Source organism: Methylacidiphilum kamchatkense Kam1 (assembly GCF_007475525.1).
Classification (GTDB): Bacteria; Verrucomicrobiota; Verrucomicrobiia; order Methylacidiphilales; family Methylacidiphilaceae; genus Methylacidiphilum; species Methylacidiphilum kamchatkense.
Window position 1 is genome coordinate 1479699 of sequence record NZ_CP037899.1, and the last position, 25685, is coordinate 1505383.

Annotated in this window: 18 protein-coding genes, 2 tRNA genes and 1 pseudogene; 6 read left to right on the plus strand and 15 right to left on the minus strand. The window is 41.0% G+C overall.

Annotated features, from left to right (window positions below):
• Nucleotides 1-29 precede the first annotated feature (29 nt).
• Nucleotides 30-100, minus strand: a tRNA-Gly gene (locus kam1_RS06935).
• A 273-nt stretch (nt 101-373) separates the two neighbouring features.
• On the opposite strand from kam1_RS06935, the gene kam1_RS06940 reads away from it, so the two are divergent.
• From kam1_RS06940 to kam1_RS06965, 6 genes and pseudogenes are all read left to right on the plus strand, one after another.
• Nucleotides 374-2977 carry a TonB-dependent receptor gene (locus kam1_RS06940; protein WP_052250377.1) on the plus strand — a complete coding sequence of 868 codons (2604 nt, stop codon included), beginning with the start codon at nt 374-376 and terminating at the stop codon, nt 2975-2977.
• 59 nt (nt 2978-3036) lie between these two features.
• Nucleotides 3037-3573 carry a hypothetical protein gene (locus kam1_RS06945; RefSeq protein WP_039720592.1) on the plus strand — a complete coding sequence of 179 codons (537 nt, stop codon included), beginning with the start codon at nt 3037-3039 and terminating at the stop codon, nt 3571-3573.
• 299 nt (nt 3574-3872) lie between these two features.
• Nucleotides 3873-4963 (plus strand): annotated as a pseudogene (locus tag kam1_RS06950) (NAD(P) transhydrogenase subunit alpha).
• Nucleotides 4964-4990: 27 nt separating this feature from the next.
• The gene (locus kam1_RS06955; protein WP_079254216.1) at nt 4991-5278 is read left to right on the plus strand and encodes an NAD(P) transhydrogenase subunit alpha; all 288 of its coding nucleotides are present in this window, start codon (nt 4991-4993) and stop codon (nt 5276-5278) included.
• 21 nt (nt 5279-5299) lie between these two features.
• Nucleotides 5300-6676, plus strand: a complete 1377-nt coding sequence (locus kam1_RS06960; protein WP_039720590.1) for an NAD(P)(+) transhydrogenase (Re/Si-specific) subunit beta — start codon at nt 5300-5302, stop codon at nt 6674-6676.
• Nucleotides 6677-6781: 105 nt separating this feature from the next.
• Complete coding sequence (locus kam1_RS06965; RefSeq protein WP_039720789.1) at nt 6782-7363, plus strand: protoglobin domain-containing protein; 582 nt, start codon at nt 6782-6784, stop codon at nt 7361-7363.
• A 7-nt stretch (nt 7364-7370) separates the two neighbouring features.
• Here kam1_RS06965 and kam1_RS06970 read toward each other — a convergent pair whose 3' ends face one another.
• The 14 genes from kam1_RS06970 to amoC (kam1_RS07035) form a co-directional block, all read right to left on the minus strand.
• Nucleotides 7371-8087, minus strand: coding sequence for a hypothetical protein (locus kam1_RS06970; RefSeq protein ID WP_244946009.1), 717 nt, complete (start codon nt 8085-8087; stop codon nt 7371-7373).
• 209 nt (nt 8088-8296) lie between these two features.
• Nucleotides 8297-9904 carry a hypothetical protein gene (locus tag kam1_RS06975; RefSeq protein ID WP_172616762.1) on the minus strand — a complete coding sequence of 536 codons (1608 nt, stop codon included), beginning with the start codon at nt 9902-9904 and terminating at the stop codon, nt 8297-8299.
• Nucleotides 9905-10022: 118 nt separating this feature from the next.
• Entirely contained in the window at nt 10023-11618 is a 1596-nt protein-coding gene (locus tag kam1_RS06980) for a phosphate ABC transporter substrate-binding/OmpA family protein (protein ID WP_039720588.1), read from the minus strand.
• A gap of 30 nt (nt 11619-11648) precedes the next feature.
• Nucleotides 11649-14687, minus strand: a complete 3039-nt coding sequence (locus tag kam1_RS06985) for a tubulin-like doman-containing protein (protein ID WP_039720587.1) — start codon at nt 14685-14687, stop codon at nt 11649-11651.
• Between the two features lie 169 nt (nt 14688-14856).
• On the minus strand, nt 14857-15621 hold the full coding sequence (locus kam1_RS06990) for a hypothetical protein (protein ID WP_039720787.1): 765 nt from the start codon (nt 15619-15621) through the stop codon (nt 14857-14859).
• 98 nt (nt 15622-15719) lie between these two features.
• A tRNA-Cys gene (locus tag kam1_RS06995) sits at nt 15720-15791 on the minus strand.
• A gap of 42 nt (nt 15792-15833) precedes the next feature.
• Entirely contained in the window at nt 15834-16559 is a 726-nt protein-coding gene (locus kam1_RS07000; protein WP_235276666.1) for a tetratricopeptide repeat protein, read from the minus strand.
• A gap of 362 nt (nt 16560-16921) precedes the next feature.
• Nucleotides 16922-17599: a 6-phosphogluconolactonase gene (gene pgl, locus kam1_RS07005; protein WP_039720585.1), complete on the minus strand. Its 678-nt coding sequence runs from the start codon at nt 17597-17599 to the stop codon at nt 16922-16924.
• Nucleotides 17600-17614: 15 nt separating this feature from the next.
• On the minus strand, nt 17615-19183 hold the full coding sequence (gene zwf, locus kam1_RS07010) for a glucose-6-phosphate dehydrogenase (RefSeq protein ID WP_039720584.1): 1569 nt from the start codon (nt 19181-19183) through the stop codon (nt 17615-17617).
• 199 nt (nt 19184-19382) lie between these two features.
• Nucleotides 19383-20045 carry a hypothetical protein gene (locus kam1_RS07015; RefSeq protein ID WP_235276664.1) on the minus strand — a complete coding sequence of 221 codons (663 nt, stop codon included), beginning with the start codon at nt 20043-20045 and terminating at the stop codon, nt 19383-19385.
• Nucleotides 20046-20161: 116 nt separating this feature from the next.
• Nucleotides 20162-20992, minus strand: coding sequence for a bacterial ammonia monooxygenase, subunit AmoC (amoC, locus tag kam1_RS07020; RefSeq protein WP_039720583.1), 831 nt, complete (start codon nt 20990-20992; stop codon nt 20162-20164).
• 1594 nt (nt 20993-22586) lie between these two features.
• Nucleotides 22587-23876, minus strand: coding sequence for a bacterial ammonia monooxygenase, subunit AmoB (gene amoB, locus kam1_RS07025; protein WP_039720582.1), 1290 nt, complete (start codon nt 23874-23876; stop codon nt 22587-22589).
• A 63-nt stretch (nt 23877-23939) separates the two neighbouring features.
• A complete protein-coding gene (amoA, locus tag kam1_RS07030; protein ID WP_009060827.1) occupies nt 23940-24677 on the minus strand; it encodes a bacterial ammonia monooxygenase, subunit AmoA in 738 nt (245 codons plus the stop codon).
• A 74-nt stretch (nt 24678-24751) separates the two neighbouring features.
• Nucleotides 24752-25582 carry a bacterial ammonia monooxygenase, subunit AmoC gene (gene amoC, locus kam1_RS07035; RefSeq protein ID WP_039720581.1) on the minus strand — a complete coding sequence of 277 codons (831 nt, stop codon included), beginning with the start codon at nt 25580-25582 and terminating at the stop codon, nt 24752-24754.
• Between the last annotated feature and the right edge of the window lie 103 nt (nt 25583-25685).

The following is a 25685-nucleotide window of genomic DNA, read 5'->3' on the forward strand; positions in this document are numbered from 1 at the left end:
GACAATAACGATAAAATAGAAAAATTAAGAGCGGGTGAAGGGAATCGAACCCTCGCTTCAGGCTTGGGAAGCCCGTGTTCTACCATTGAACTACACCCGCAGTCCCACCCATAGCAATCTTCTAATAAGTTTGCCAAAAGCTTGGACTTCTGTCAAAACCGTTTAGGGGATTCTCTTTTTCTATTTTTTCTATTTTAAAACGATCTTATTTCCCAAAGTATTCACCCAATATTTGTGGCTCATCAAACAATCCTGCGGACTCGATAATCAATACAAGTTGGCATAATCATTGCTTATTTTTTACAAAACTTATGTAATTTATAGTTTACATTTTTAATTTTTTTTTATTTCACAATCATTTAAAAAAAATTTTATGAAACTCCTTCCAACCAAAGAAAATAGGAGCAAAAGCCCGTTGCAATCACCATCAATATTGATTATGATTCTGGTCTTTTTGGAGAGCTTTTTTTTCTCAGTCCATAGCCATGCAGAGAATGGAACTGCTTCCCAGCCACCTTACTCTACCACTACTAGAGAAAAAGAGAAGTTAATTCCAAAAGAGGCAAAAAAAACACAGTCCCCGACCAATCTCAGCACGGATAACGCTAGCTCCAGTTCCTATGTCCTACCGGAAATAACTGTCGTTGGCGTTGGAGCCACCGAAAGTATGTTGCCTAATGCCAAATCGAACACCTCCGTCTATGCTATCCCCCTGGATGTTATCGACATTCCTCGCAATGTCACTCCTATTTCTCATGGATTGGCTCAATCAGCAGGCATTGGTCAATTCGGCTATCTGGATCCTCTTTCCACTGCTTATCTTGTGCCTGCGGCTTTGACTCAGATTAACTACGGAATAGCCAGTGCTCCCACGATAAGGGGTCGTAATGGACTGACCCTAATTAATGGCATCGAGGAAACCTTGAATAACAATTCTGAGCAAAACATTCCTTGGAACTATAACATGGTCGAATCGATGGATATTGTCGAAGGACCATCCAATGCGGTATTTGGAGCCACACAAGTCTCTGGTGGATATATCAATTATATTACAAAACAGCCCTATTTTGACAATTTCCGTGGTTATGTTTGGGATACGATTGGGATGTATGAAGAATACATGTGGGGAGCCGATATAGGGGGGCCAATAGACAAAGAAAAAAAATTGGCCTACCGATTCAGTTATATGGGGCAAGAAAACGGAAGCTATTATCAGTACCAAAGGAATGATCAGCAAAACTTTTATTTTGCTCTTGGCTATCATCCTTCGGAGTCTTACTCGATCGATCTCTACTCGGACTTAGGCACATACGACTTCACACCGATGTGGGGTATGATCAATAGACCAACTCAAGCATTGATCGACAACGGGCTTTATTTACCTGGAGCTCTTTCTCCCACCCTTGCAAACACTGGAGTTGTTAATAATCCGCCCGCTTCCTCCTACCTTGGAACTCCTGTAGGGATCAGTCGAAGAAATGTACTGCTCAATCCAACCGATGGAGGCTATGGGACAACTGGGTTAACCCAAGTCATCCAGAAGTTCACCCTCAACGAAAATTTTCAAGTCCTCAACAACACCTTTTTTTGGTACCACGACGACCAATGGATCCTGCATCCTCTCTTTTATGATGAATCATGCCGAGGGGACTATGAAATTGACAACAGAACCGAATGCAGACTGAATTTTGAAACACCCCCACCAGATAGCAACAATACCACCCCCATGCTTCGCTACCCTGTTCTTGGTAGTCTTCTTTTTTCTCATACAATCGACACAGGAGTCGAATTGCATTACCAAAAAAATCTGGATTACAATTCCGATTCCTTCATTGTCCTTAATAGCTACAGCCTTATAAACCAAAATCCCCTGCTTTGGAATGCAGAACTCTCTAAATATTTTCAAGCAAGAATCAGAAATCCTAAAGCTCCTTTTGGCGGGGAGTGGCCTATCCCTGGTGCTCCTCAAGGATATTATTTTGAACCAGCCAACTTAGCAGCTGGGAGTACCGATTGCCATTATGGTGCAGTCTCCCCCTTTTTTTTAGATAATATAAATATTTCTGATAGGCTTTCAGTCATTTTTGGAGCACGGGCAACCGGATATTTTGTTTCTGCTCAAACCCCACCAGGAACTCCCCCCATTCTCTTCCGCCAACTTTCTACCACCCAACTGACTCCCCTTATCGATATCGGTACCGTTTACAAAATTTTTCCATGGCTAAGTGCCTATTTTGACTTCAACTGGGGCTATGTGGTAAATGCAGCGGATATGGGTGGGTTTTCCCCTTTTTTCGAGTCCTCACAATTCCGTTTAACAAATGAGCTTTACGAAGGAGGATTTAAGATCGATCTTCTGCACCACTCTTTTTTTGCTACCCTCGATGCTTTTTCTCAATACACCTACCTTAATAACCGCACAGGGCCAGCAACCCCCTCAACAGTCAATGGATTTGAGACAAGTCTAAACTACCAACCCAATCGTCACTTTTGGGCTAAATTAGGCTATGCCTATATGCATGGCACAGAAGACTGGACCACCATCGGCCACGGTCCTCCGATGTACCAAACCTATTCGACAGCTTTTGCCTTGCAACAACAATTGCCACTCAATAACAATCAAATGTATCCGGTGGGAATCTATAACTTTCTGGGTTTTCCAGATCAAATTTTCAGTGGGCTTATTACCTACAGGCATGATAGTGGCGTAGGAATAACCATGGGAGCTTTGCTAATGAGTGAACAGTTCCTTGGATACAACTACACGACGCATATTCCCACACAATTTATTCTGAATGCCACCTTGTTCTATGCAGGGCCTCGGTGGGAAGCAAGACTCTATTTTTATAATTTTACCAATGAACCCTATTGGCTTGCCTTTGGCATGGGGGCAAATGGCACCCGTACTTTTAATTTTGAAGACATCGTACCTGGAATGCCTTTTTGGATTCAAAGCACGGTTGTCTTTAAATTTTGATTTTCTAAGGAGAACTCAATCTGAAATAGATTTTAACTGGTTTCTGAATATATTAGATTGTGTATAGAATAAAGCAGTCTTGGATTTTTGCTTTGTTTTTAATTCTACAAGTTCATAATCTTCTTGGTCTTTCAAACCAAGAAGAGATCAAGCAAAAAATTGCCGCTATCCTTACTAAGGATCTTTATCCAGAAGCTGGCGAAAAATTGACTATTTTAAACATTGAATTTATCGGGAAAAAAAGACCCCCTATCGTTTCCGTCTCCTGGATAGCTCATCTTGTTGACGATGGGCAACATTATAAGCCCCTCTTTCATCCTCCTTCCACTTTAGATACAGAAGAAGTCTATGGGTTCGGGCAATTTCAGATAAAGGAGAATCGTTCTATTGATTTAAACAGTCCCCTCTCAAAACAAAGTTTGGAGAGATGGCGCAGCAAACTCATCACCATACGAGATCTCATGAGACAGGTGGTCATCCTGCGTTGTATGTATTTTTGCCGACATAATTATGGAAAAAATTCAGAATGGGACTTAAACCATGCCCTAGAACAACTCCATTTTCTTTCAAACAAAGAAAAACCGAAACTGCCTTAATGCTTGTTTTTTCTTCCCTCTATTGCCTTAATAAAACTCTCCTCTGTTTTATACAGATAGTTTTTTCTTTTATTTTGAAACAAGATGTATTCTTGAGATACTATAAATTGCATCTTCCATTAAGTAACAGAAGCTAAAAGAAAAGTGGCGTCATAGCATGAAGAGAAAATTAAGTAAAAGCTTCTTGATTTCTTGTCGACAAAAGAATAGTTTCCTATTCTTTCTTTTAGGTTTGGAATAAAAATATGGCTACTCTTGGTGTTCTCAAAGAAAAGGTTCCGGGCGAAAATCGAGTTGCCATGGTCCCAGAAGTTTTACCTTCTATTCTGAAATATGGACTACAAGTTTGCGTCGAATCTGGGGCTGGTATCAATGCGGGTTACTTCGATGAGATGTACGATGATAAAGGAGCAAAAATTTTACCTACAGCTCACGAAGTCCTGAAAAACGCCCACATTGTTTGTCTCATTCATCCTCCAAGAAAGGAAGACATAGCCCATTTTGTTGAAAACTCCATACTAATTTCCCTCCTCTATCCACTCTTACATCTAGACTTAGTCAAAGAGCTTGCAGCCCAAAAGCTCACCGTTTTTTCCCTAGATCTTATCCCAAGAATTAGTAGGGCTCAGTCTATGGATCCTCTGAGTTCTCAAAGTACCGTTTCTGGATACAAGGCTTTAATCATGGCGGCCAATACCCTTCCTAAATTTTTACCCATGCTTACCACTCCCGCAGGCACCATTCCCCCTTGCAAAGTCTTCGTCATTGGTGCAGGGGTTGCTGGTTTGCAAGCTATCGCTACGGCCAGACGTTTAGGAGCACTCGTGGAAGCCTATGATATTAGACCAGTAGCTAAAGAACAGGTTGAAAGTCTGGGTGCTAAATTTGTCAATTTACCAATTACCGCTCAGGACGTTGAAGACCGATCCGGTTATGCCAAAGCCCAATCCGAAGAATTTTATTCAAAACAACGCCAACTTATTATCGACCAATGTAAAAAAGCTGACATCGTCATCACCACCGCCCTTGTTCCAGGCGTTAAAGCCCCAAAGCTTATTGCAAAGGAAGCTGTAGAAATGATGAAACCTGGTTCAGTCATTGTTGATCTGGCTGCAGAACAGGGGGGAACTGTGAATTGACAGTACCAGGAAAAACTGTCGTCCAAAATCATGTGATTATCCATGGGCCACTCAACATAGCTTCGACTATGGCTCCACAAGCCAGTTTATTTTATTCGAAAAATATCCAATCCTTTCTTTCTCTTTTCTTTAAAGAAAATAAATTATCTATTCAATGGGAAGATGAAATCATTCAAAAGACGTTGGTTATTCGTGAGGGGAAAATAGTCAATGAAAAAGTTCTTAATGCTTTAAACCAACAACTATCTTAAAACTTTCCATTTTCTAGGAGGTTCACCATGACACTGAGTGATTGGATTACTAATCTGTATGTCTTTGTCTTAGCATCCTTTTTAGGACTGGAATTAATTCGGAACGTCTCACGCTTATTACATACTCCTCTAATGTCCTTGACAAATGCTATCTCTTCGATCTCCCTGGTCGGTTCTCTAGCCCTTACAGGAGAAGGAGAGAAAACATGGGTCATTGTCCTTGGTACCATTGCCATCATCGCCTCCTCCATTAACGCGGTTGGCGGCTTTTTAATTACCGATAGAATTTTGAAAATGTTCAGGAAAAGTAAATAATTTTTGGGGAAGTACGGCTCTATGGAGAACATCATCCAATTTGTCTATATCGCTTCAGCGGCTCTCTTCATTCTTTCTTTAAAATGGATGAGTGAAATCAAAACTTCCAGATGGGGTAATTGGGCGGGGACAGCAGGTATGGCTCTGGCTATTGTCGCCACCCTGCTCAAACCCGAAATTCATGGTTATCTCTGGATCGCTATTGGTATAGTCATTGGAGCTTCTATAGGTACACCAATGGCTATGCTGATGCCAATGACAGCCGTGCCACAACGAACTGCTCTATCTCATGCTTTTGGTGCTTTAGCCGCTGGCATCGTAGGAAGTACAGAATATTTTCTGCACGGGACCAATCTTTCCATGCCTCAACTGATTGTTTTATGTATCGAAGTGCTTTTAGGTTTCTTAACTTTTACTGGTAGCCTATTGGCTTTCGGCAAACTTCAAGAAATTATTCCAACTAGACCCATTCTTTATCCAGGAAGAAATTTAGTAAGTCTTTCGGTTTTTGCTTTCAGCTTATTTTTAATCGCCTATTTAGTCATTAAAGGAGGCAGTCATCCTTTTCTTTTCGGTTTAATCGTCTGCCTTTCTTTGCTCTTTGGCATTCTTTTAGTCTTGCCGATTGGCGGAGCAGATATGCCAACGGTAATCTCCATTCTTAACGCTTATGCAGGTCTTTCTTCTTCATTTATGGGCTTTTTGCTCAACAATAAGCTACTGATCATTGCTGGAGCACTAGATGGGAGTTCCGGATTGATTCTTTCCATTCAGATGTGTAAAGCAATGAACCGTTCTTTTACTAACGTTCTTTTTGGAGGAGTCGGGCAGGTCCTTGAAGTAGCTGATCCCTCAAGAGATGGGAAAATCGTTAAAAGCCTATCCCCTAAAGAAGCTTCCATTTTATTTGAAGCAGCCAAAAAAGTCGTAATAGTGCCTGGATACGGTATGGCTGCGGCTCAAGCTCAGCATGTGGTAAAAGAACTAACAGATGTTCTAGAGAATAGAAATATTGAAGTAAAATTTGCTATTCATCCAGTGGCTGGCAGAATGCCGGGACATATGAATGTGTTGCTGGCGGAAGCCGATGTACCCTACGATAAACTTGTCGAAATGGAAGAGATTAATCCTCTTTTTCCTGAAACAGACATCGTTTTGGTCGTAGGAGCCAATGATATTACCAATCCAGCCGCTAGGAAAAATCCAGGTTCTCCTTTATACGGTATGCCCATATTGGATGTCGATAAGGCCAAGCAGATTCTTTTCATCAAGCGTAGCATGTCCACAGGATTTGCAGGTATTGATAATGACCTCTTTTATTCGCCAAAGACGATCATGCTTTTTGGAGACGCGAAAAAGGTACTCAATGAACTGTTAATTTCCATTAATTCCAATTAAATCAGGCTTTTCTTTTTGGCTCGGATATCTTTAGTTTTTTCTTAATCTTTTTCCTTGATCATCTCCCCTCTCTTTTCCTATTCTTCTTACATCCTTCTTCTTCCTATGAAAACAAATATTAAAGAGTTAACCCAAACAATCATCGACATGATCCCCACCTCTCTAAGATTCAATGCTCATGACGAAGCCGTTTTTCAAAAATTTAAACCTTTTCATGAAAAACTTTCTGAAAAACTCGTCAAAGGTTTTTACGATATCTTGTTTGGCTATCCAACAACTCAAAGCATTTTTAAGCCAGATGAAAGACCTTTGCGAGAGCCCGATCTTCAGCGCTGGTGGCAAAGAACTATCACTGGACCTTTTGATATAAACTACTGGGCTTGGCAGTCAGCAGTCGGAGTCATTCATATCAAAAGGAAGGTCAAAAATCCCATGATGATTTCCATTTGGGGATGGATTCTACTTACCCTGCAAAAAGAGTTCTCCATGAATTACTCTCCCCAAGACACTTTCGAGGCTATGGATTCTTGGCATAGATTAGCCATTACGGTTCAGTCACTCATTGCCGAAAGCTATCTCCATAATTATATCGTTGCATTAGCCCAGTCGACTGGCACCGAGTTGGCCCTTCTCGATAGACTGGTAGCCATTGAGGTAGCGGATATTGACCCGAAGAGCCTGAGCTAATTGGATCTCACGTTTGAATTTTAATATCCTTATACGCAGCGATTCCAATAAGAGTAAAGGGAATAGATTGTGTAAAAAGGAAAAGAACAACCAGTAGGACTCTAAAAAGAAAAGAAAGTCTTGGAGTTTGTTGATCCAACGACCATATCAAATAGGAAGAAATTAATCCAATAGCTCTACGATCATCATAGGTTGTTCTTCCAATAGCAAAATATGCATCCATATCTTTCTTAGCGAGAGTTTCAGCTTTTGTAATATTTAAATCAAGGATCTTTCCTAAAAAGGGATGTATGGAAAGGAAGTTTTTTGTGGCATTAGTAACATAAATTGTCGCAACAGTTAATCGGCTTTGATAGGTTGTAGTCGGAATAAAATGAGGGCTGGTCCATTCATAGGCTGGTTCAATTCCTAAGTCCCAGACAGCTCTTCTTGCCTGCTCAAAAGTGCGATTTTCCCATTCCCCATTTTGGACCAATTCATAACCCCATCTGTTTATCTGATCTCTTCCAGCAGTCTTTGTAAAGCCTAGACAGAAAAATGTGCTAACAAAAATAAAAGTCATCAAAGAGGCTATGCCACAAAAGAGATGATGGACCAATTTAACTTTGAATGTCCGATTCCACAACTGTGTATAGTGACTTGCAAGCCACCAGCAGAAACCAGCAAGGAAGAAAGAAAACAACAAGGTTAACCAAAAATAAAGAGGTCTTTGATAGAGAAACAAAAAAAGGCTTCTTTTAACAAATTCAATCCATCTTTGATCATGAACGCATTCTGGGATTACCCCATGGAATCATAAAAAGTTTAGACACACCAAATCTTAAATATTTTTCTTCATCTGACCTATCTCTTCTCCCTAGAACAAATGGGTTAAAGAGCAATCACCTTATGCCTCCAAAGGAACGAAATGACAACAAAAGTTGTAAACTTCCATTAAGGCACCAGCGGAGGAGGGGAGGGAGGAGGAGCAAAAGGAGGCGGATAAGAAGATCCTTGAGGATAAGGCGGAGGGGGCAAAGGAGGAGCTCCAGGAGGAGGACCATACCCTTCTGCAGGAGGAACAGAACCAGGAAACTGAGGATAGGAAGGAGAAGATGCTGGCGAATTGGATGGAAAAGGAGGAGGAGGAAGAGGTTGAGAAGAAGTGGTAGGCATATAGGGAGCAGGAGAAGCAGGGATTTGAGGGGATTGTGAAGACGGATTGGGAATTGGATTAACCCCTGATAATGCTAATCTCCTATTCTCTGCCATTTGCCTTAGTTCTTGTGCATATTGCTCTAACAATCTTTCTTTTTCTTCCCTTGCTTTGGCAGCAGCCCTTCGAAGTGCTGCGTTATGGGCTGCTACTCTTGCACGCCAAGCTTTTTTCTCCTTTTCATACGAATACAAACCTCCTCCTAACCCTCCCAGTATTAGTCCACCAAGAGCTCCCCATCCGGCTCCAGCTCCTCCTCCAGCAAGCCCTCCGATAAGTGCTCCTCCAGCAGCCCCTATTCCCGCTCCCTCAGCAGCAGTCGTAGGTCCACCGGTTCCAGGCTGCAAATACTTAGGTTTTCGGCCAGGACTAGAAACCTCGGATTTCGCATCCATATAAACTTGAGCCGCTTGCTTATCTATTTCTTTAAGCCGATTGGCCAGATCTACCCATTGACTATCTTCTTGCCTTAGGGCTGTAGCCAGATCATAAGCTGAATAGAGGACCGTTTTTTGTGTTCCTGGGATAGTTTGTTCTGGCATCGCAGCCCAAGGAAACTTATTCTCTTCATTCAAAAATTTCCATCCACCATCAGCTTGTTTTATCGCTTTTACCTTCCAATCTAAAGTAACAGGCTGATTAGCTTCAAAAGCCGTTCGTTTCTGATCCTGATAATAGACCATGCCGGGTTCTTGATCCAAGGTAAAGAGAAGATCTTTAATATGAGATTTTGCCCAAGGTTGAAGATCTTTAGGAACACCCTCCAATCGCTCCTTTCCAGGAAGCACAGGCCCTACGGGTACCCAAAAAAGCGTAAGCTGCGGTTGAACCGTAACCTCATAATCCAAATTCCACTGTCCATTTTGATCTTTAACAGCGCTCTTTTCTTTGATATCAACAAAAGCAAATCCCTTAGGGATTTGGGCTTTAATAGCTTCTTCAGCCTGAAGTAACGATGGCTTAGACTCCAAAACTTTGAAAATCCCCTTTTGACCATTTATCATTCCATTAAATAGAGGAATAACAAAAAGAAGAGCCAAAACGGCGACTATCACCAGCCCAATCCCACCGATCAATGGGAACAAAGATCTAGAACTTCTAGCTGCATATCGTGTTACCTCTTCAAGAGGCTTTTTACAAGCTTTACAGACAAATTCAGCTCCCTCAGGGACTTCAGTGATTTTTCCCGCTTCCTCACATTCTCCAAAATTAATGCATTTGCCTTTCCTTATCCCTGTAGTTCTTGCCTTTGGAGCTTCCGTTTGTTCGACAAAAAGGCCTTCCGCCTCTCTGTCTTCTATCAATCCGTTTTTTCCTAAATCCTTCGAAATCTTTTCCTTTTTCAAATCAAATCTCATAAAGGAAATTAGTTTGTATTTAGTTTATTTGAAAATTTAATAAAAGTCACTAAAAATATTACCAATAAATCACACATTTTTTACTTTAATATTTTACTAAACCTCACTATTTTTTCGCACAAAGCCAAACTTCCACTCGTCTGTTTTTTTCCCTTCCTGCTTCCGTATCGTTAGAAGCAACTGGCATTTCCTCTCCTGCCCCAGCAACATTGACCACTGTTATTCCCTCTTTCTTCAAAGCGTTGGCAACGCTCTGTGCCCTTTCGAAGGAAAGCCCCAGATTATAAGTGTGGTTGCCTACGTTGTCCGTAAAACCAATCAACAGCACCCCCTTATCTTTATTCGCTGGTTCCAAAAGAAATTGCGCAAGCCTTTTGATATCGACAATCCCTTTGTTATCCAATTCCTTACTGCCAAAACGAAACCGAATGTCAAAAGGCACTCTTTTGGCTCCCGTTACTAAACTTTTATATCTTTCCGATGCATTAAGAGGAATGATATTCCCCTCATCGGCTCCTTTTGTAGGAATCGATCCGCTGCTTGCTTCTTCTATACCACTGCCGACAAAGCCCAATGATGAAACACACTTTTGACCTTGAGTGGATAAAACATAGTGAATGAATTTATGTATCCAGGAACTATTTTTATCAGTGACATAAAGATACAACCGAAAGGCTAATGGATACTCCTCAGTACCAATTGTAAAGCGGTTTGGTTTGAAAGCCTCAGCCCCTTTCATAAACAAAGAAAGGATCTTTACATTTCCATTAGCTCCAGAGATTTCTGAAACAGATGGATAATCTGCAATGCCTAAGCTTGTTGGATTTTCCAAAACCGCTTTTTTCACTTCTTCGACTCCTACGGCTTTAATACGAGCCCCATCAACAGGCAGGTGCCGAAAAAAACTGGAAAGCGTTTGATTGCTACAGGATGAGCGTTGATCAGGGACAAAGAGAATAATTTTCCCTTGGTAAGGTAGATTTAGTTCCTTCCAATGCGTAATATTGCCTGCAAAGATTTTCTCTAATTGTTCTAAGCTTAGGGAATTTAGAGGATTCTGCTTATTAACCAAAACAGCAATGGCACTCTGGCCAATAACGATTTCATGGTCTGGAGCAGTCATATCAAAAGGAAATCTTTTCAATTCTTCAGCTTGAATTTTCCGACAGGAAATTAATAGTTCGTTTTTTGCCGATACTAAATGGTCAAATCCATCTGTTGTCTTTTGAGTTTGTATGTTAATAAGGGCTTGCGTTTTATCTGGCAGCAGAAAAGAAAGCTCAGTCGATTGAGGATTTTGTTCTCTCCAACCGATCTCTTTTCCCTTGAGGTCCTCATGTAAAAATCCTAAAACCAATGGCCGAACAAGACTCTGAGCTAAACAATCCTCAGTGGTAATGCTAAAAAGAAGCTTTGGCTGCAAAGATGAAGAAAGGCCCGCTTTTTTCTTTACAAAAGAAGAGTTTTTGAAGAAAGAAAAAGCAATCCCGGCAAGGATTACTCCCGTCAACACTAATAAAATAAAAGGAAATGGTATAAGCGATCTTTTTTTCTTTCTTGATTCCCATTCATCAAGAGGAATAAGACGGTTGCCACAATCAGGACAAACAAATTCTTTATCTGATTCAATTTCAATGACTACATGTTGGTCAGCCTTGGAAGGGCAATTTCCAAAATTATCGCAAATCCCTTTTTTTGTCATTGAAATGAAAAAAATAGGATCACAGGGAGATCACAGTTCGCCACGAACCTTTTTTATTGCCAGTTTTCCCCAATCGGCCAACCTTCTCGATTTTGGATCGGTTGGCTTTATTGTTCCTCTTAGACTGTTAACTTTTTTGACAATCTCAGATTCGACTTCTCTTCTTTTTGGCTCTAGCTTCATCTCTGAGCTTTTAAGCAATGCCTCAATCTTCTGCTCTAAAAGTATCCCTGCTTCTTCCCTAATATTGGAAAGGGTTTCAGAAAAATCGTCTCCTCCAAGATAAACAGGTTGATCAAACCCATATTCATCTTTTTGCATAAAGCCTAACTGCAACGCTCCAGTTTCTGTCTCAATTTTTTGAAGAATTTCTTTTTCAGTCCCATCTTCTCCTTTTTCCTTCAGGACCATTCCTAAAAGAAGAATGGGAGCTAACCTGTCTTCCAATTCTGTTCGAGTAGGAACAAAAAGCGAAGGAAGGGTTTGGCCATCCCCTTCAATATGCAACTCCATACGGGCTCTTTTCGAATCAGAGCCATTAATTCTTTCTAAATATTTGGACTTTAGAAAAGACACATGCTGGACAATGCGCAGAGGGAACAGGTTCGTAATGCTCACAAGGATGATTTCATTGAGCCGAGTGTCATTTTCAATAAACTCTTTGCTTGGATTACGAATACATTCAAAAAAGACTTCCTTGAGAACTTTTATGTAATCTTCCATTTCTGGAGCTTTTGGAAGGATGACTGTAAAATTTGATACAGCTATTTGTGCTGTAGGATTAATGCCTTGTCCCACTCTTCTTTTCTCATCCGAATTAAAGATAAGATAATTGCCTGCGGCCTTAACAACGTTGTCTAAGTAGAGTCGAAGAGACTGTCTATCCGCATATCTCTCTTTTAGTTTTTCAATAATACTCACTCCAATAAGCCGATCGCTTTCGGTCTGCACCAAATTGTTATGCGCAATCTTTGCATTTTCCATGCATTGTCTTTCTAGAGTATCGAGAAAAACTGTCTTAGAAATCCTTTCATTTAGAGTCTTAAAATCGAGTTTTTCTCCAAGCTTTTCAGCAATAGCCGTTCTAACTCTTTGGGTTTGGGTGGTTGCTTCTTTTTGATCTTTAATCAGTCTTTTTGTAACATTTTTAACAAGCTCCGGGTCGTAAAAACGGATCACCTGTTTTCTTAAATCGATCATTGCCCCTTGATCAGAACAACGAACAGCTATTTGATCTTCAAATGCTTTAATAGATTCAGCAATCATCGATGCAGCCTTATCCACGTCGGCCTTTAATAAAACGATTTCTTCAATGATCACAGGCAGGAATTTCTTAGCAAATTGCCAACCTTCTATTTTTGTCCGCACCGTATAGAGATCTTGCAATACAGTAGAAGCTGCATCAAAAAGTCGTTTCCTTTTCCCAAACATATCTGAAATTACACCCACTTTAGCCCACTCTTTTTGTTGTTCCGCCAATTTTTTGGCCAATTCCTCTTCCTGTGGTCTCAATTTGGTGATTTCTTCTTCTATTCGATCGAATCGAGCTTTTAAATGAGGCATTAAAGCTCCCAGAAGAGAGCTGATTTCGTGAGCGGATTTTGTTCCATTAATCCAATCAGAAAAAAGCTCACGCTCCAATTTTTGCCTTATTTCTCTGGCTCTTTCTCTAGTCGATTGACTTACTGTCTCATAAAAAGCTTTAACACCTTGCCCTCTGTATTGCTCTTGAAACCTTGTATCCAACAAGCTTTTCAACCGATCTAACCATTTATCTGCAGTTTCCTTTCCTTGCACATATTCTTTTAAATTCGTCGTCACATTCATCCAATACCGGCTCACAGGCTGCCATTTTGAGCCTACCCCATCCGATTCAAGAATCGGAGCAGACAAAATGAAGTGTTCATCGCTGAGCATCCATCGCTCGAGCTGTTCGGGGCTACTCACATAGCTCACCATATCCAGATTCCGTGGATCGGCTAAAAAGCCATCCGTCTCTGACCAGTTGTTATAGCGAAGCTGCAAGGCTGCTTGCCGAGCAAATTGAAAGGCAATGTACTCAGAAATTTCAGATTCAGGTACAGAAAGCCTTTTGACACCAAAAGTTAAAAACCTTTTCGAACGAACAGGATCATTTGACCCGGGCAGCGTTTCAGGATTTCCGTCCCCATTCTCTGCATTCTCAGCCCGCCCGAGCGACTCCCAGTTAATGTTTCTGACTGTCACAATTTTTTGGTAAAGAAAATCAGCCAGAATGTTAGGTATATCTTCTGAGATATCTACGGCCAGTCCGTTTTCGTTGAAATTGGTAAAAACATAGCACCCATTGAAAGGCGTTTTCAGTTCTTCTAATTTTCTTCCATCCCCGGCAATGTCACAGGGATAAAACTTGCCAATACTCAACGCATTGAGTTCAAGCAAAGCGGCATAGCCATTGGCATGATAATTTCCAGTATTCCAGTTGGGTTTCGGATGCTCTTCGGGCAGTAACGTATAAAGAACAATTCGATATTGAAGGGTATCTGGATAGTTTTTCCTTATTTGACTCACACAATCAATTAGTGTCCCACTGCCTGTTCCACCCGCCAAGCCACAACAAACATGAAAAGTAACATCCTGTTGGCCACCCTTTTGAATTTCGTTTACAAGATGGGTAAGTCTGCGACAAAATTCGTCGGCATGGCTAGCAAAAAGAAATCTTCCCAGCCTCCTTTTCTGCCCTCCGATGGCATCCCCAATAATACTATTGAGGATGTCTCTCCAAATGGTTTTGTCTCCAATCCAAGGCTGAATACCAGGATAACTAGGCAGGTCCTCAAGGATTGAAGCCAAATTGGAAGATTTTATCAAAAGTTGACTAGTTGGTGGAATTTGAACACTCTGTCCAAGAACTTTCCAACTAGGATCATCAAGACGCATCAGTTCATCGCTGGAATCAACATAAAGGTAAGAGAGCCGGACATTGGGAGGATCGATTTTCCTGAATTCTTGAAAGATGGTCTTTCGGAACGCTCGTATAATTTTTCCTCCCGTTCCACCCAAACCGATAATGAGATGATTTGCATTCATTTTTTAAGGTTCAATGCTTCTCCCCAAAGTTCGAGATGTTTTTAATCGCTTCAAATCCGACCTGGCCTTTCCCCTACACACAAGCAAAGATCCTTTCTGTCTTACTGTATTGTGTTAAAATCACCACTTTTGTAAATACAGAACTTGTATTTTTTTTGCAGTTAAAAAACTAAGTCCTGACTCGAATGTCCTGATAAGCTGCCCATCCAATCAAGCTAAAAGGGATAAGCTGAAAGACAACAAAAAGCAATGCAAGAATCGACCGGGATAAAACAACGAGCCTTCCCATTTGAGAATCGAGAATTGAAATGAGGTAGTAGGTAACGATTTTGAGAGCCCTATCCACAGGATATACTTGAGGGCTACTTTGGAAAAAAGCGTTCATGTCTTGGAGTAGAGCTCGGCTGGGTACAGAAACATCTGGGCGGATAATCAAAGAAAGAGCAGGATGATTTTTTGAAAAATCGTATGCTGCATTCCTTGCATAGATATTGGCTACAATCGCTCTGGAATAGGGATCTATCAATGGAACGAATTGAGCTTGGGGGGGAGGAAGAAACTTTTCTCTTCCACTGACTCGAATCGCTTCATAAGATTGAGCTAGAGTCCAATCTTCCCAACGAGAATCCTTTAAAATTTTGGAAGCCCAATTAAAAACTATCAGTTTGCCAACCTCCTTAGAATATTTCAAAGAAAAAAAGCAGATCACAAAAAGAGTCGTTGCAAGGGCCGCTAAACCACAAAAAAAATGATGGATCGGATTGGCCCTAAATTTTTTATTCCATAGGAGAGTATAGGTACTGGCAATTATCCAGCACACAGCCCCTAGCAACGCTCCGATTGCCATGGAATAAAAAAAAAGAGGAAGCTCTTTTTTAAGCATATAAGAAAAAGAAGCAGAAAGCAGCCAAAAGAATATCTTAAAATACACCATAATATGCTCTTCAGTTCTTTTTTTTAATATACAACCTCTTGCTTAAGGCTATTCCACCATCTGGAGATAAGCCCCCCTTCCAATGGCTTTCTAAAATGAGGCGGGGGTGGGAATCGAACCCACGCATAGGGCTTTTGCAGAGCCCGGCCTTACCACTTGGCTACCCCGCCCTTGCTCTCCTTTTTATAACATCCCTTGATTCAGCCAACAAATTAATTCAATGTTTGTTTTTTGGCAAACAAGGATTCATAGTCAGCAAGATACTGACTAAAAGCATCGTTACCATATATGATGCGAGCGGTATCAAGAAAATTTTTTTCATCCTCATATTTTTTTTGGAACCGACACAGTGCTGCCCTAGCGAAATAATAGCCAGGAGAAGCTTCATCAAAAGCACTTAATTTAGAAAGCAAATTCTCTGCACCTAAAAGCCTTCCTAATCCAATTTCACAATAGATCCTTTTCAAGAGGATTTCTTTGTTCATAGGATCATGTAATGCCGCTTGTTCGAACCGATACAATGCTTCTTTGAAATCTTTTTTTGCAAAGAAAACCTCTCCTAAATATTGATAGGCGGGACCATAATCTGGTTGTATTTTGAAAACCTTATACAACTCTTTTTCTGCCCTTTCATAATCCTTCTGCTTTAAATAGATCCTGGCGGCTAAAACGATCGTACGTGGATCATTTGGCCTTAATTCTATAGCCCTAGAAATAGCTTTTTGCGCTTCCTCCAATTTGAGCCTTTTAAAGGCCACCAGAGCATCCTGATAGGCTTGAAAAAAAACCTTATCCTTTTCTTTTTGATTCTCCAACACCTCACTCCATCCCCATGTTCCTCTCCATAAAATAAAAATAGTGGTAGTTGCCCAAAAAACGTATAAAAGCTCTTCCCTTTTTATCCTAAAAAGTCTAATTGGTCTTTTTTTATTATTCAATCCCCTGCTCACAAAGATAGAAAAAAAGAATAATTAAAACTTTTTACATTATTTTGTAGTTATATGTATGCGGTATGCCATATAACTATTCAATCTCCTTTTTCAAATTCACTAAAATGGAGTGTTAAAAGCCAAAAAACCCGAGCACAACTCCTAACTTCTCACGAACACCACTTCCATACAACCAGAAGGCTCAGGCTGCTTGATTAAAGACTGCACGAATATTCTACTTTTTATAAAATGGAGAGGAGAGCCAGCGTAGGAAAAGCTTCAAAAGCAATAGGACTGTCCCTCTCTACTCTGAGGCAATGAAAAAAGAAGGCAAGTTGCCCAACATTCGGTGGAGGGGAAGAGCTGGTTAATTAAGCCTTCAGCCAAATCAACTTTTGGTTTTTGGCCATGACCTTAGCAGCAGGAATTTCAGGAGCCGCAGACAATACTTTTTCAATGATTGGTTGTTTTTTATTACCAGACACCAAAAACCAGATCTGATGTGCCATGTTTATCAAAGGAAATGTAAAGGTAAGTCGGATTTGTCCGCTAGTAGGCTGAAGCGAAAGAGCGGTATAGTGTACTTTTTCATCCAGAGCCTTTGAATTAGGGAAAAGTGAGGCGGTATGGCCATCTTCTCCAATGCCTAATAAGATCAAGTCAAAAATGGGAGGATTCCCTACTTTTTCAAGCAGCATTTTTTCATAGAGTGCAGCTGCTTGAGAAGGCTCTTCAGAGAGATGCCATCCATAAAATTGGAACTCCTTATTCGTAGCTCCTAAAGTTCTCCGAATCATTCCTTCGTTACTCTGAGCATCTTCAATTGGAACCCAGCGCTCGTCACCAAGCCAAAAACAAATTTTTCCCCAGGGTAATGTTTCTGTGCACAATCGCGCATAAAAAGGAACTGGCGTGCTGCCTCCCGATAAAGCCACATGGCATATTGGTTTATGATATAAGGCAGTTTTTACTATTTCTTTAAAAGATAAAGTAAGGTAGTCAAGCCACTCTTCTAAGCTTTCAAAAGAGATCACATCTATCCGATGCATAGTTTTTCATACCATTTAACTTTCAGCTTCCTGTATTTCTTCTTCTTCCTTTGGAGGAGGTCCCCAATAGCGGCCGTCTCTTCGCAACAATTCATCTGCTTCGACAGGTCCCATAGAGCCGGGAGCATAGAGAGGAATAGAATCAACTTCTTCCTCATTCCATGCGTTTCTTAAAGCGTCGATAATTCTCCAAGCATATTCTACTTCATCCGATCGGGTAAAAAGGGTTGATTCTCCATTCAGGGCATCCAACAGTAATCTTTCATAGGCTTCTGGAAAATAATGATCTCCATATCTCCTGTAATAAAAATCCATCTTTGCCTCCTGCAGAGCAGGTAGATTGGGCACTTTGGTATTAAAAAGAAGATGAATCCCTTCGTTGGGTTGAATACGAATTTTCAACCAGTTTCTTGCCACTTTTTTGGTGCTGTTTGCAAACAGGACGCAGGGAGGCCGATTGAAAACAATACAAATTTCGCTGAATTGTTTAGCCAACGCTTTTCCAGTTCTTAAATAAAAAGGTACCCCACTCCACCTCCAGTTATCGATTTCAAGTTTCACGCACACATAGGTTTCTGTAAGAGAATTCTTAGAGACCTTTTCTTCTTCCCTATAAGCTTTAATTGTTTTTCCTCCCAGAATCCCAGGTCCATACTGCGCACGGACGCTATTGTGCAGCCATTCTTCGGAAGATGGAATAGGTACAGACTTTAAAACTTTCACTTTTTCATCTCTAATTGACTCGGCTTCAAGGGAAGCTGGAGGCTCCATGGCAATCAGACTGAAAAGCTGCATCAAATGGTTTTGTAGCATGTCCCGTGAAGCTCCAGTGGCATCATAGTATTCTCCACGACTCCCGATGGTTTGCGTCTCAGCAACGGTAATTTGTACATGATCGATATATTTTCTGTCCCAGAGAGGCTCAAATATCGAATTACCAAACCGAAAATAAAGGAGATTTTGAACTGTTTCTTTACCCAGATAATGATCGATTCTAAAGATACTTTTTTCAGGAAAATATTTTTGCAGAATAGAATTTAGCTCTCTGGCTGATTTTAAATCTGTACCAAAAGGCTTTTCTACAATGAGCCGTCTTTGTCCAGAGATTCCAGGCTGAGGATTTAAGCCAGCTTTTGCCAAATTTTCCGATACAATAGGAAAATACTTTGGAGCGGTTGCTAAGTAAAAAAGATGGTTATCCTTATAATACTTGGATTCAGGCAAAGAGTTGAGGAGATGGGCAAGTTTCACATAATCTTCAGGATTTGCTAAATCCCCTTGCAAATAAAAGATTCTTTCCTCAAGCCATTGCCAAACCTCTGGATCTATAGGATGCGTATGGGAATAATCCTCTAGGGATTGTTTTAAAAGCGCCCTAAATTCTTTTTCTCCATACGGTCTGCGTGCAAAACCTACAATGACAAAATGATCTGGTAGTCGCCCATGCTTGCGAAGGTGATAAAAAGCAGGAATAATCTTCCTTTGGGTCAAATCACCAGTCGCTCCAAAAATAACAACCGCTGTCGGATCAATTTTTGTGGGATAACCAGAGATGGTGGACCGATGAGCTTTATGGCTTTGCATGAAAAAACCCCTTTTACTGGAAGACTATTTTTTGATGAAAATAGTAAATACTTAAAAACTCTTTTGATTGAGAGGTTGTTAAAAAAAATCAATTCAATAACAAAAGATCCTAAGGTTTATATATAATAAGGATGTCTGCCGAACCTTAGAGAAAAAACAAAAGTTGTTTTCTTAAGGTTAAAAATACTGTGTTATTTTTTTATTCTGACTCTTCTTCTTCAGCCATTTTTCTCATTTTCCATTTAACGTAAAAAGACCGTTCATCATAGAGAATGAAGCTCAGAACAAAAGTAGCCAAAAGAATCCCCATCGCCCATGTAGCAACCCATCCTAAAGTATATTTCTGCATACCCACAGCAAGAGGAAATATAAAGTCAACATCCTGAGCAACCTGATCTTGGCTAATCGAATCAACCTTATTCAGCAACTCTTCAGAGGCGGATTTTGGCACATGCAACACAATCTTATAATGGCCAGGATGATTAAAATTCACAGGAATTTTTGCAATACCATTAGAATAAATGGTTGGAGGAATAGAAGCTATGGACCGATGTAAAGGCTCTTCAATCACTTCAATGCGAACAGGGGTATGATTAAGAACATTTTGAACACTGTAAAGATCAAATACAAGTGTCATATTGCCAGTAAAAGGCACTTCATGACAATAAACAGTTCCACATTTTTCTAGATCAGAAAGTTTAGAATGTGGGAAAACATCCATATGAATCGCAAAATCGCCTTTTTGCTGAATGGGGCATAAAGGTTTAGCAGGAACTAATCGGCCGTGCGCAAAGAGCGAAGAAAGAGAGAAAAATGGGGAAAAAAGGAGCACACACAAGATAGCCAATATTTTTATTTGCATTTTCTTATTGCTTTTCGGAGATTTTTTCATTTGAATACTCCCAATAATCATTCTTTTATAGGCTCGAGCGGGAAACCTTGCCAATAATTATAGGTTTCCCGCCCTTTTTTTTCAACTTATATTTCGCACAATTCCATTTTTGTTGTTCTCTCTGGGTCCTCTAACACCACCGCAGGTGGCGTAGCTGGCTTGCCATAGTAGACCTGCTTGATCAGCTCCAGGACTCTTGGGCAAGCTTGAAGCCATGTGCCAAGAATTGCCAGAGCTCCCCACCCAAACATGACGAATCCCCAGTGCAATGGGGCCACAAACAGCTCTTCCATAAACCAACGGGTATGACCAAATTCGTTCAAACCGACGTTGGGGAAGATCATCAAGGGAGAGCCAACCAGCACCGCATAGGGTACAGAGAAAGCTCTCGCATAGGCGGGAAGTCTTGTCATGGCATACACCATCGATCCTACCCCAGCTATGATGTAAATAGGATAGCTCTGATAGAACTCGATGATGTGGCTTGGTGTGAAGTCCGTATCCCTAATCACCGTCTGATGCCATGTGCCGTCTTGCTCCGTATAGTAGCTTGCTCCCCAGTAGAGTAGAACGGTATAAACCACGACAAATAATCCAAGGTTCCAATACCGCCTTAACTCTTCTGCAGGGGCAAGGTTTTCCATCGCACGATCCCTGGTCACCCACAACCAGGAGCAGAGCGCGATGAGTGTCAGCGGCTCAAGAATCAGCTCGGTGTAAAGGATACTCATCCAATAGGTCTGATACTCCGGAGTGAAGTAATCCAATCCCTTGGAAAACGCAAAGGCTCGCTCATAGGCATTCACAGCAATTTCAAAGGCTGTGATGATGGCTAGAGCAATCCAGAGGTTTTTCCAAGAGAAGGCTGACTTGTCCGGTATCGATATCGAGACCGTTTGCGTTGTCGCTTGTGCCATATATCAACCTCCTTTAATCCATTATCGTCTCCATCTCTAATGGAGACTAACTATAATCAATTAATCTTTTTTAAGGATTCAAACAGACATTTCTTGTATTTGATATTAGGATATTCCTGGTATCATCACAAGGTTTATAATTCTTCTATTTTTATTTGATTGCTTTTCTCATCTATTTAAAAGATTCTTAAATATATATTATAATAAATAATAAATCATATTATTAATATATCTTATAGAAATAGTTTATTTTTAGGCTAATCTATAAAAAATATTTTCTCTTTTACCTAATTAATAACAAGTTATGACTCCTATTGTCTTTATTTCATTGAATCATAATCCATTAGCTAGGTGCCTTGATTTTTTCTTCAGATCTTCAGAAATAGTTCATGTAAATTCTCTAACTCTGGAATCAATTGTTTGATTGATGATCACACGACTCTATTGCTTTTCTTTCTAAAATGGAGCAGTTAAGGAGCAGAAAGGGTGCACCAATAGTGTTAAGTCTATCCATTTCACTTCTGATACGATGGGAAAATAGAAGACAGGTTGATTGCCCAACGTTTCGATTCGTCAACGTTGCATCCAGGGTTGTATCATGCCGCGGATAGGACGGACCGTTAGACTATTGATTATTCATCTCTCTTTATCCTCGAATAGAAAAAATTTGGAGTAGATAAAAACTGAAAATAACTATCCATTCCCTTCTAAAAATTTAAGTAAATGCAATGTTTTTCTTATCATTCCTGTAGGTAGTGTGACACAGAACCTCCTGCCGATAAACACTTCCTGCTATTCCAACATTGTAGGCTTTACTTTGAATGCTACTTATACATTTACCACTCCCTTTTTATTCTTGGAAATTCTTCTGGCAATTTTTGCCATGCCTATCCCTAGAGCAGTTCCATAGTGGTGTTTTATGGTTCTTCCTGAGTAGAATGGACTGGAAACAAAGCCTATGATTGATATCCTTTTCTAGTGCTAAGAAGTTCCATTCGAGTTGAATTAAATATTTTGAATTATGTATCTTTGTGATGCACTCTACCAGCCAGTTAACCTTTTGGATCAATATTTCTGAGATCTATAGCTATAACATAGCTGGCTATTGGGTTGGTGCTGTCAGTGCATTTTTTTATTCATGTAAATCGAAAAACAAAGGAGAAAGGTTGCGGATACACTCCTAATCTCTTAAGGGAATTCCTAGGCGATTGCAGGCTATCATTTCCACTAGAGAAAGGATGAGGAAAATCTATCTGAGCTTAGAGGCTGAGTAAAAATATTCATTTTTGCTATAGAGAGGTGAAAAACAAACCATAGATCAACAAAACTAAATTTTCTGAAACCACTAGAACTGCCCATTTTGTTCTGCTCTTTCAAAACGACCAATAGGTATTCGATCAACTTCGGTATGGTTAGCCAGATTTAATCGCAAGGCAGGATGCACAAGGAAAAACCTGTTGATCCGTTAAAATAACATTCCAGGATATGAGCCTTAAAGGAAAACGAATTGGGATTATCCCCATTAACAAAAGGCCCCCTTCCAGAATCCTAGAAGAGGGCTTTTGTCTAATTAAGTACGAATTGTTATATATAATTACATACCGCCGCCCATGGTAGCGCCGAATTTTGGAATGACGATTTGGTCGGCAATAGCAAAGACTTGACGTGTTCCAGAAGTATCCGTAAAGAACAGAAGTCCACCAAATCGGTTCGTTGACTCATGATACATTGTGAGTCTTTGATTTTCCCATTCTGCACTCTGCATGGAGACTTCTAATGTCTTTGTTTCTCCTGGATTGATTGGTTCCGATGGGGTTACCCTCATAGGACCACCATTTACTTCAGGATAGTTTTCATTCCAAGTATTTCCAGGGACATCGGGATTTAAAAACCTGACGTTAGCAGTTAAAAACTCTTTTAACACGACAGGTTTATCACCGATGTTTTTAACCTGCAAATGGAATGACAGGGTGCGGCCTGGAACATCGTAAGTCGCATCTGTGACTTCAGCTTGAATTAAAGCTGGTTCCGGAGGCAGAGGTTTGATATAGTATTTTGTTTCCTGAATCGGGATCGTTATTGGATACTGAGCTTTGGTTATCATTGCTGCAGCAGCAACCAATACGATCGTTCCGATGGTAAACAGGAAACAGACCTGTCTATCCATGGGGCTGAATAGATCCTCTTTTCTTCCAGCTGCCACTAATCCAAGCCTTCTTGTGAAGGGCTTAGAGCACCAATATACAAGCCAGACTACCGCAATGGCAGAAGTTAGCAGCGTCCAAGCTATCATTCGGCCTTCCCCATAATTTTCTAGATCGATTGTATTCCCTAACAAGGTCTTTACTGGATTGGTAAAACCAGCACCAGAGCCTTCAATCGTCAAGAATTCTTCCGGTCCGATGAACGGTCCAGCTTCTTCCATACTAACCATAGGACCAACAGGCCATATTCCGGGTGTTCTGGCTTGATTAATCATCTTATATTCGTAAACTCCTCCTTTTTCCAACACCACAGAATTAAATTGGAAGTACTTTTCATTGACAAAAATAGCCTTCCGCAACACCTGTGGTCCAGGAACGAAGAAGTTAAAGAAGGATATTCCTGAAAAAGGAATTTCTTGAGGCCATGTTGGCATGAGCATCACTTTACCCGTGCAGGTGAATTCGTCTCCGACTTTCACCCTATTGCTAGGAGTAAATGAAAATCGGGTATCGAAAAAGGTAACGGTACGCATTCTCAAGAATGCCTCTTGAGATTTTGCTCCCATTCCCTGCACAGCAAAAAGAGATGACATAGGAGCCAGCATTAGCCCGGAGAGCAAAATTGCTCCTCCTACTCTGACTAATTTTTTCATCCCAGTTTCGCAGTTGAATATTTTCACTTCGTTTTCTCCTTTTGTGTTTGAGGGGAAGATTCTCCCATCCTCCCCTCTTCCTTCTATACTTTACACCTTCGAATGTTTTATAAATTTGGTCCACCCGAAGAAATATCCGAAGTACCACCATATAAAGTACATAATGACCGAACAGAACCCTGAGAAAAATGCCGAGACTCCAAGCACGCCTCCAGCAAAGCTTCTCATTGTTCCTGTTTCGACCATACGGATGTACTCAGGAGTGGAGGTTCGGATGTACTGATATTGAATTAGGTCAGCAACACTCATGAGCTGTCCATAGTATTCCACAGGAACATGGTATGGAGCAATCATGGGCCAATTCGAAGGATAGAAGAGCCATCCCCACAGCTCTCCTCCGATGAGCGCTGTCACCACAAAGTTATTGGTGATCATTAAAACGCCATCGAGGACAATCGCTTGCGGAAGAAGCGTTTCAGGGAAAACGAAATTCAAAGGGTAATGTGCCCAACCCCAGAAATTCCAGTACCTGTTCATCCACTGACCAAAAAACAATCCGGCACAGCTAAAGGTTGCTCCTATAGGCGCTTTAAACTTTGTCCACAGGATAGCCTGACAAGCTGCTGGGAAAGTTATGTCCATGATAGGCGCAACCACTGGCCACCACATTCTATCTTTCCAGTCGATCCAGAAAGACCAGTCCCCGGCTGTCAGCATCTGATGGATGTGAAAGCCAGAAAGGATAGCAAGAAACATCGATACAAGAACGACAATGTCGAACTTTCTTTCGAGTGCCCTTGCTTCGGCTTCTGCAGCTACTTGTTGCATATTTTTCCTCCTTTTCTTTTGGAATGGCGAGTTGAATCAACCCGCCATTCCATCGAATCCTTTATTTCTTAGTATCAAACTTCACATAGAGCCGGATCCGTAGCTTTTTCAGGGTCGTTCAACACAACCGCAGGTGGCGTAGCCGGCTTGCCATAGTAGACCTGTTTGATCAGTTCTACCACTCTTGGGCATATCTGGAGCCATGTGCCAAGAATTGCCAGAGCTCCCCACCCAAACATGACGAATCCCCAGTGCAATGGGGCCACAAACAGCTCTTCCATAAACCAACGGGTATGACCAAATTCGTTCAAACCGACGTTGGGGAAGATCATCAAGGGAGAGCCAACCAGCACCGCATAGGGTACTGAAAATGCTTTCGCATATTGAGGCAATCTTGTCATTGCATACACCATCGATCCTACCCCAGCCACAATATAGATAGGATAGCTCTGATAGAACTCGATGATGTGGCTTGGTGTGAAGTCCGTATCCCTAATCACCGTCTGATGCCATGTGCCGTCTTGCTCCGTATAGTAGCTTGCTCCCCAGTAGAGTAGAACGGTATAAACCACGACAAATAATCCAAGGTTCCAATACCGCCTTAACTCCTCTGCAGGGGCAAGGTTTTCCATCGCACGATCCCTGGTCACCCACAACCAGGAGCAGAGCGCGATGAGTGTCGTCGGCTCAAGAATCAGCTCGGTGTAGAGGATACTCATCCAATAGGTCTGATAGTCCGGAGTGAAGTAGTCCAATCCCTTGGCAAACGCAAAGGCTCGCTCATAGACATTCACAGCAATTTCAAAGGCTGTGATGATGGCTAGAGCAATCCAGAGGTTTTTCCAAGAGAAGGCTGACTTGTCCGGTATCGATATCGAGACCGTTTGCGTTGTCGCTTGTGCCATGTATCAACCTCCTTTTACCGATTAGTCTCTGTTTTTTATTGAATAGAAGATGAGGATTTTTACTCTTATAGCATAGCCTTCCCTTTATCCCTTTAGGCTATTC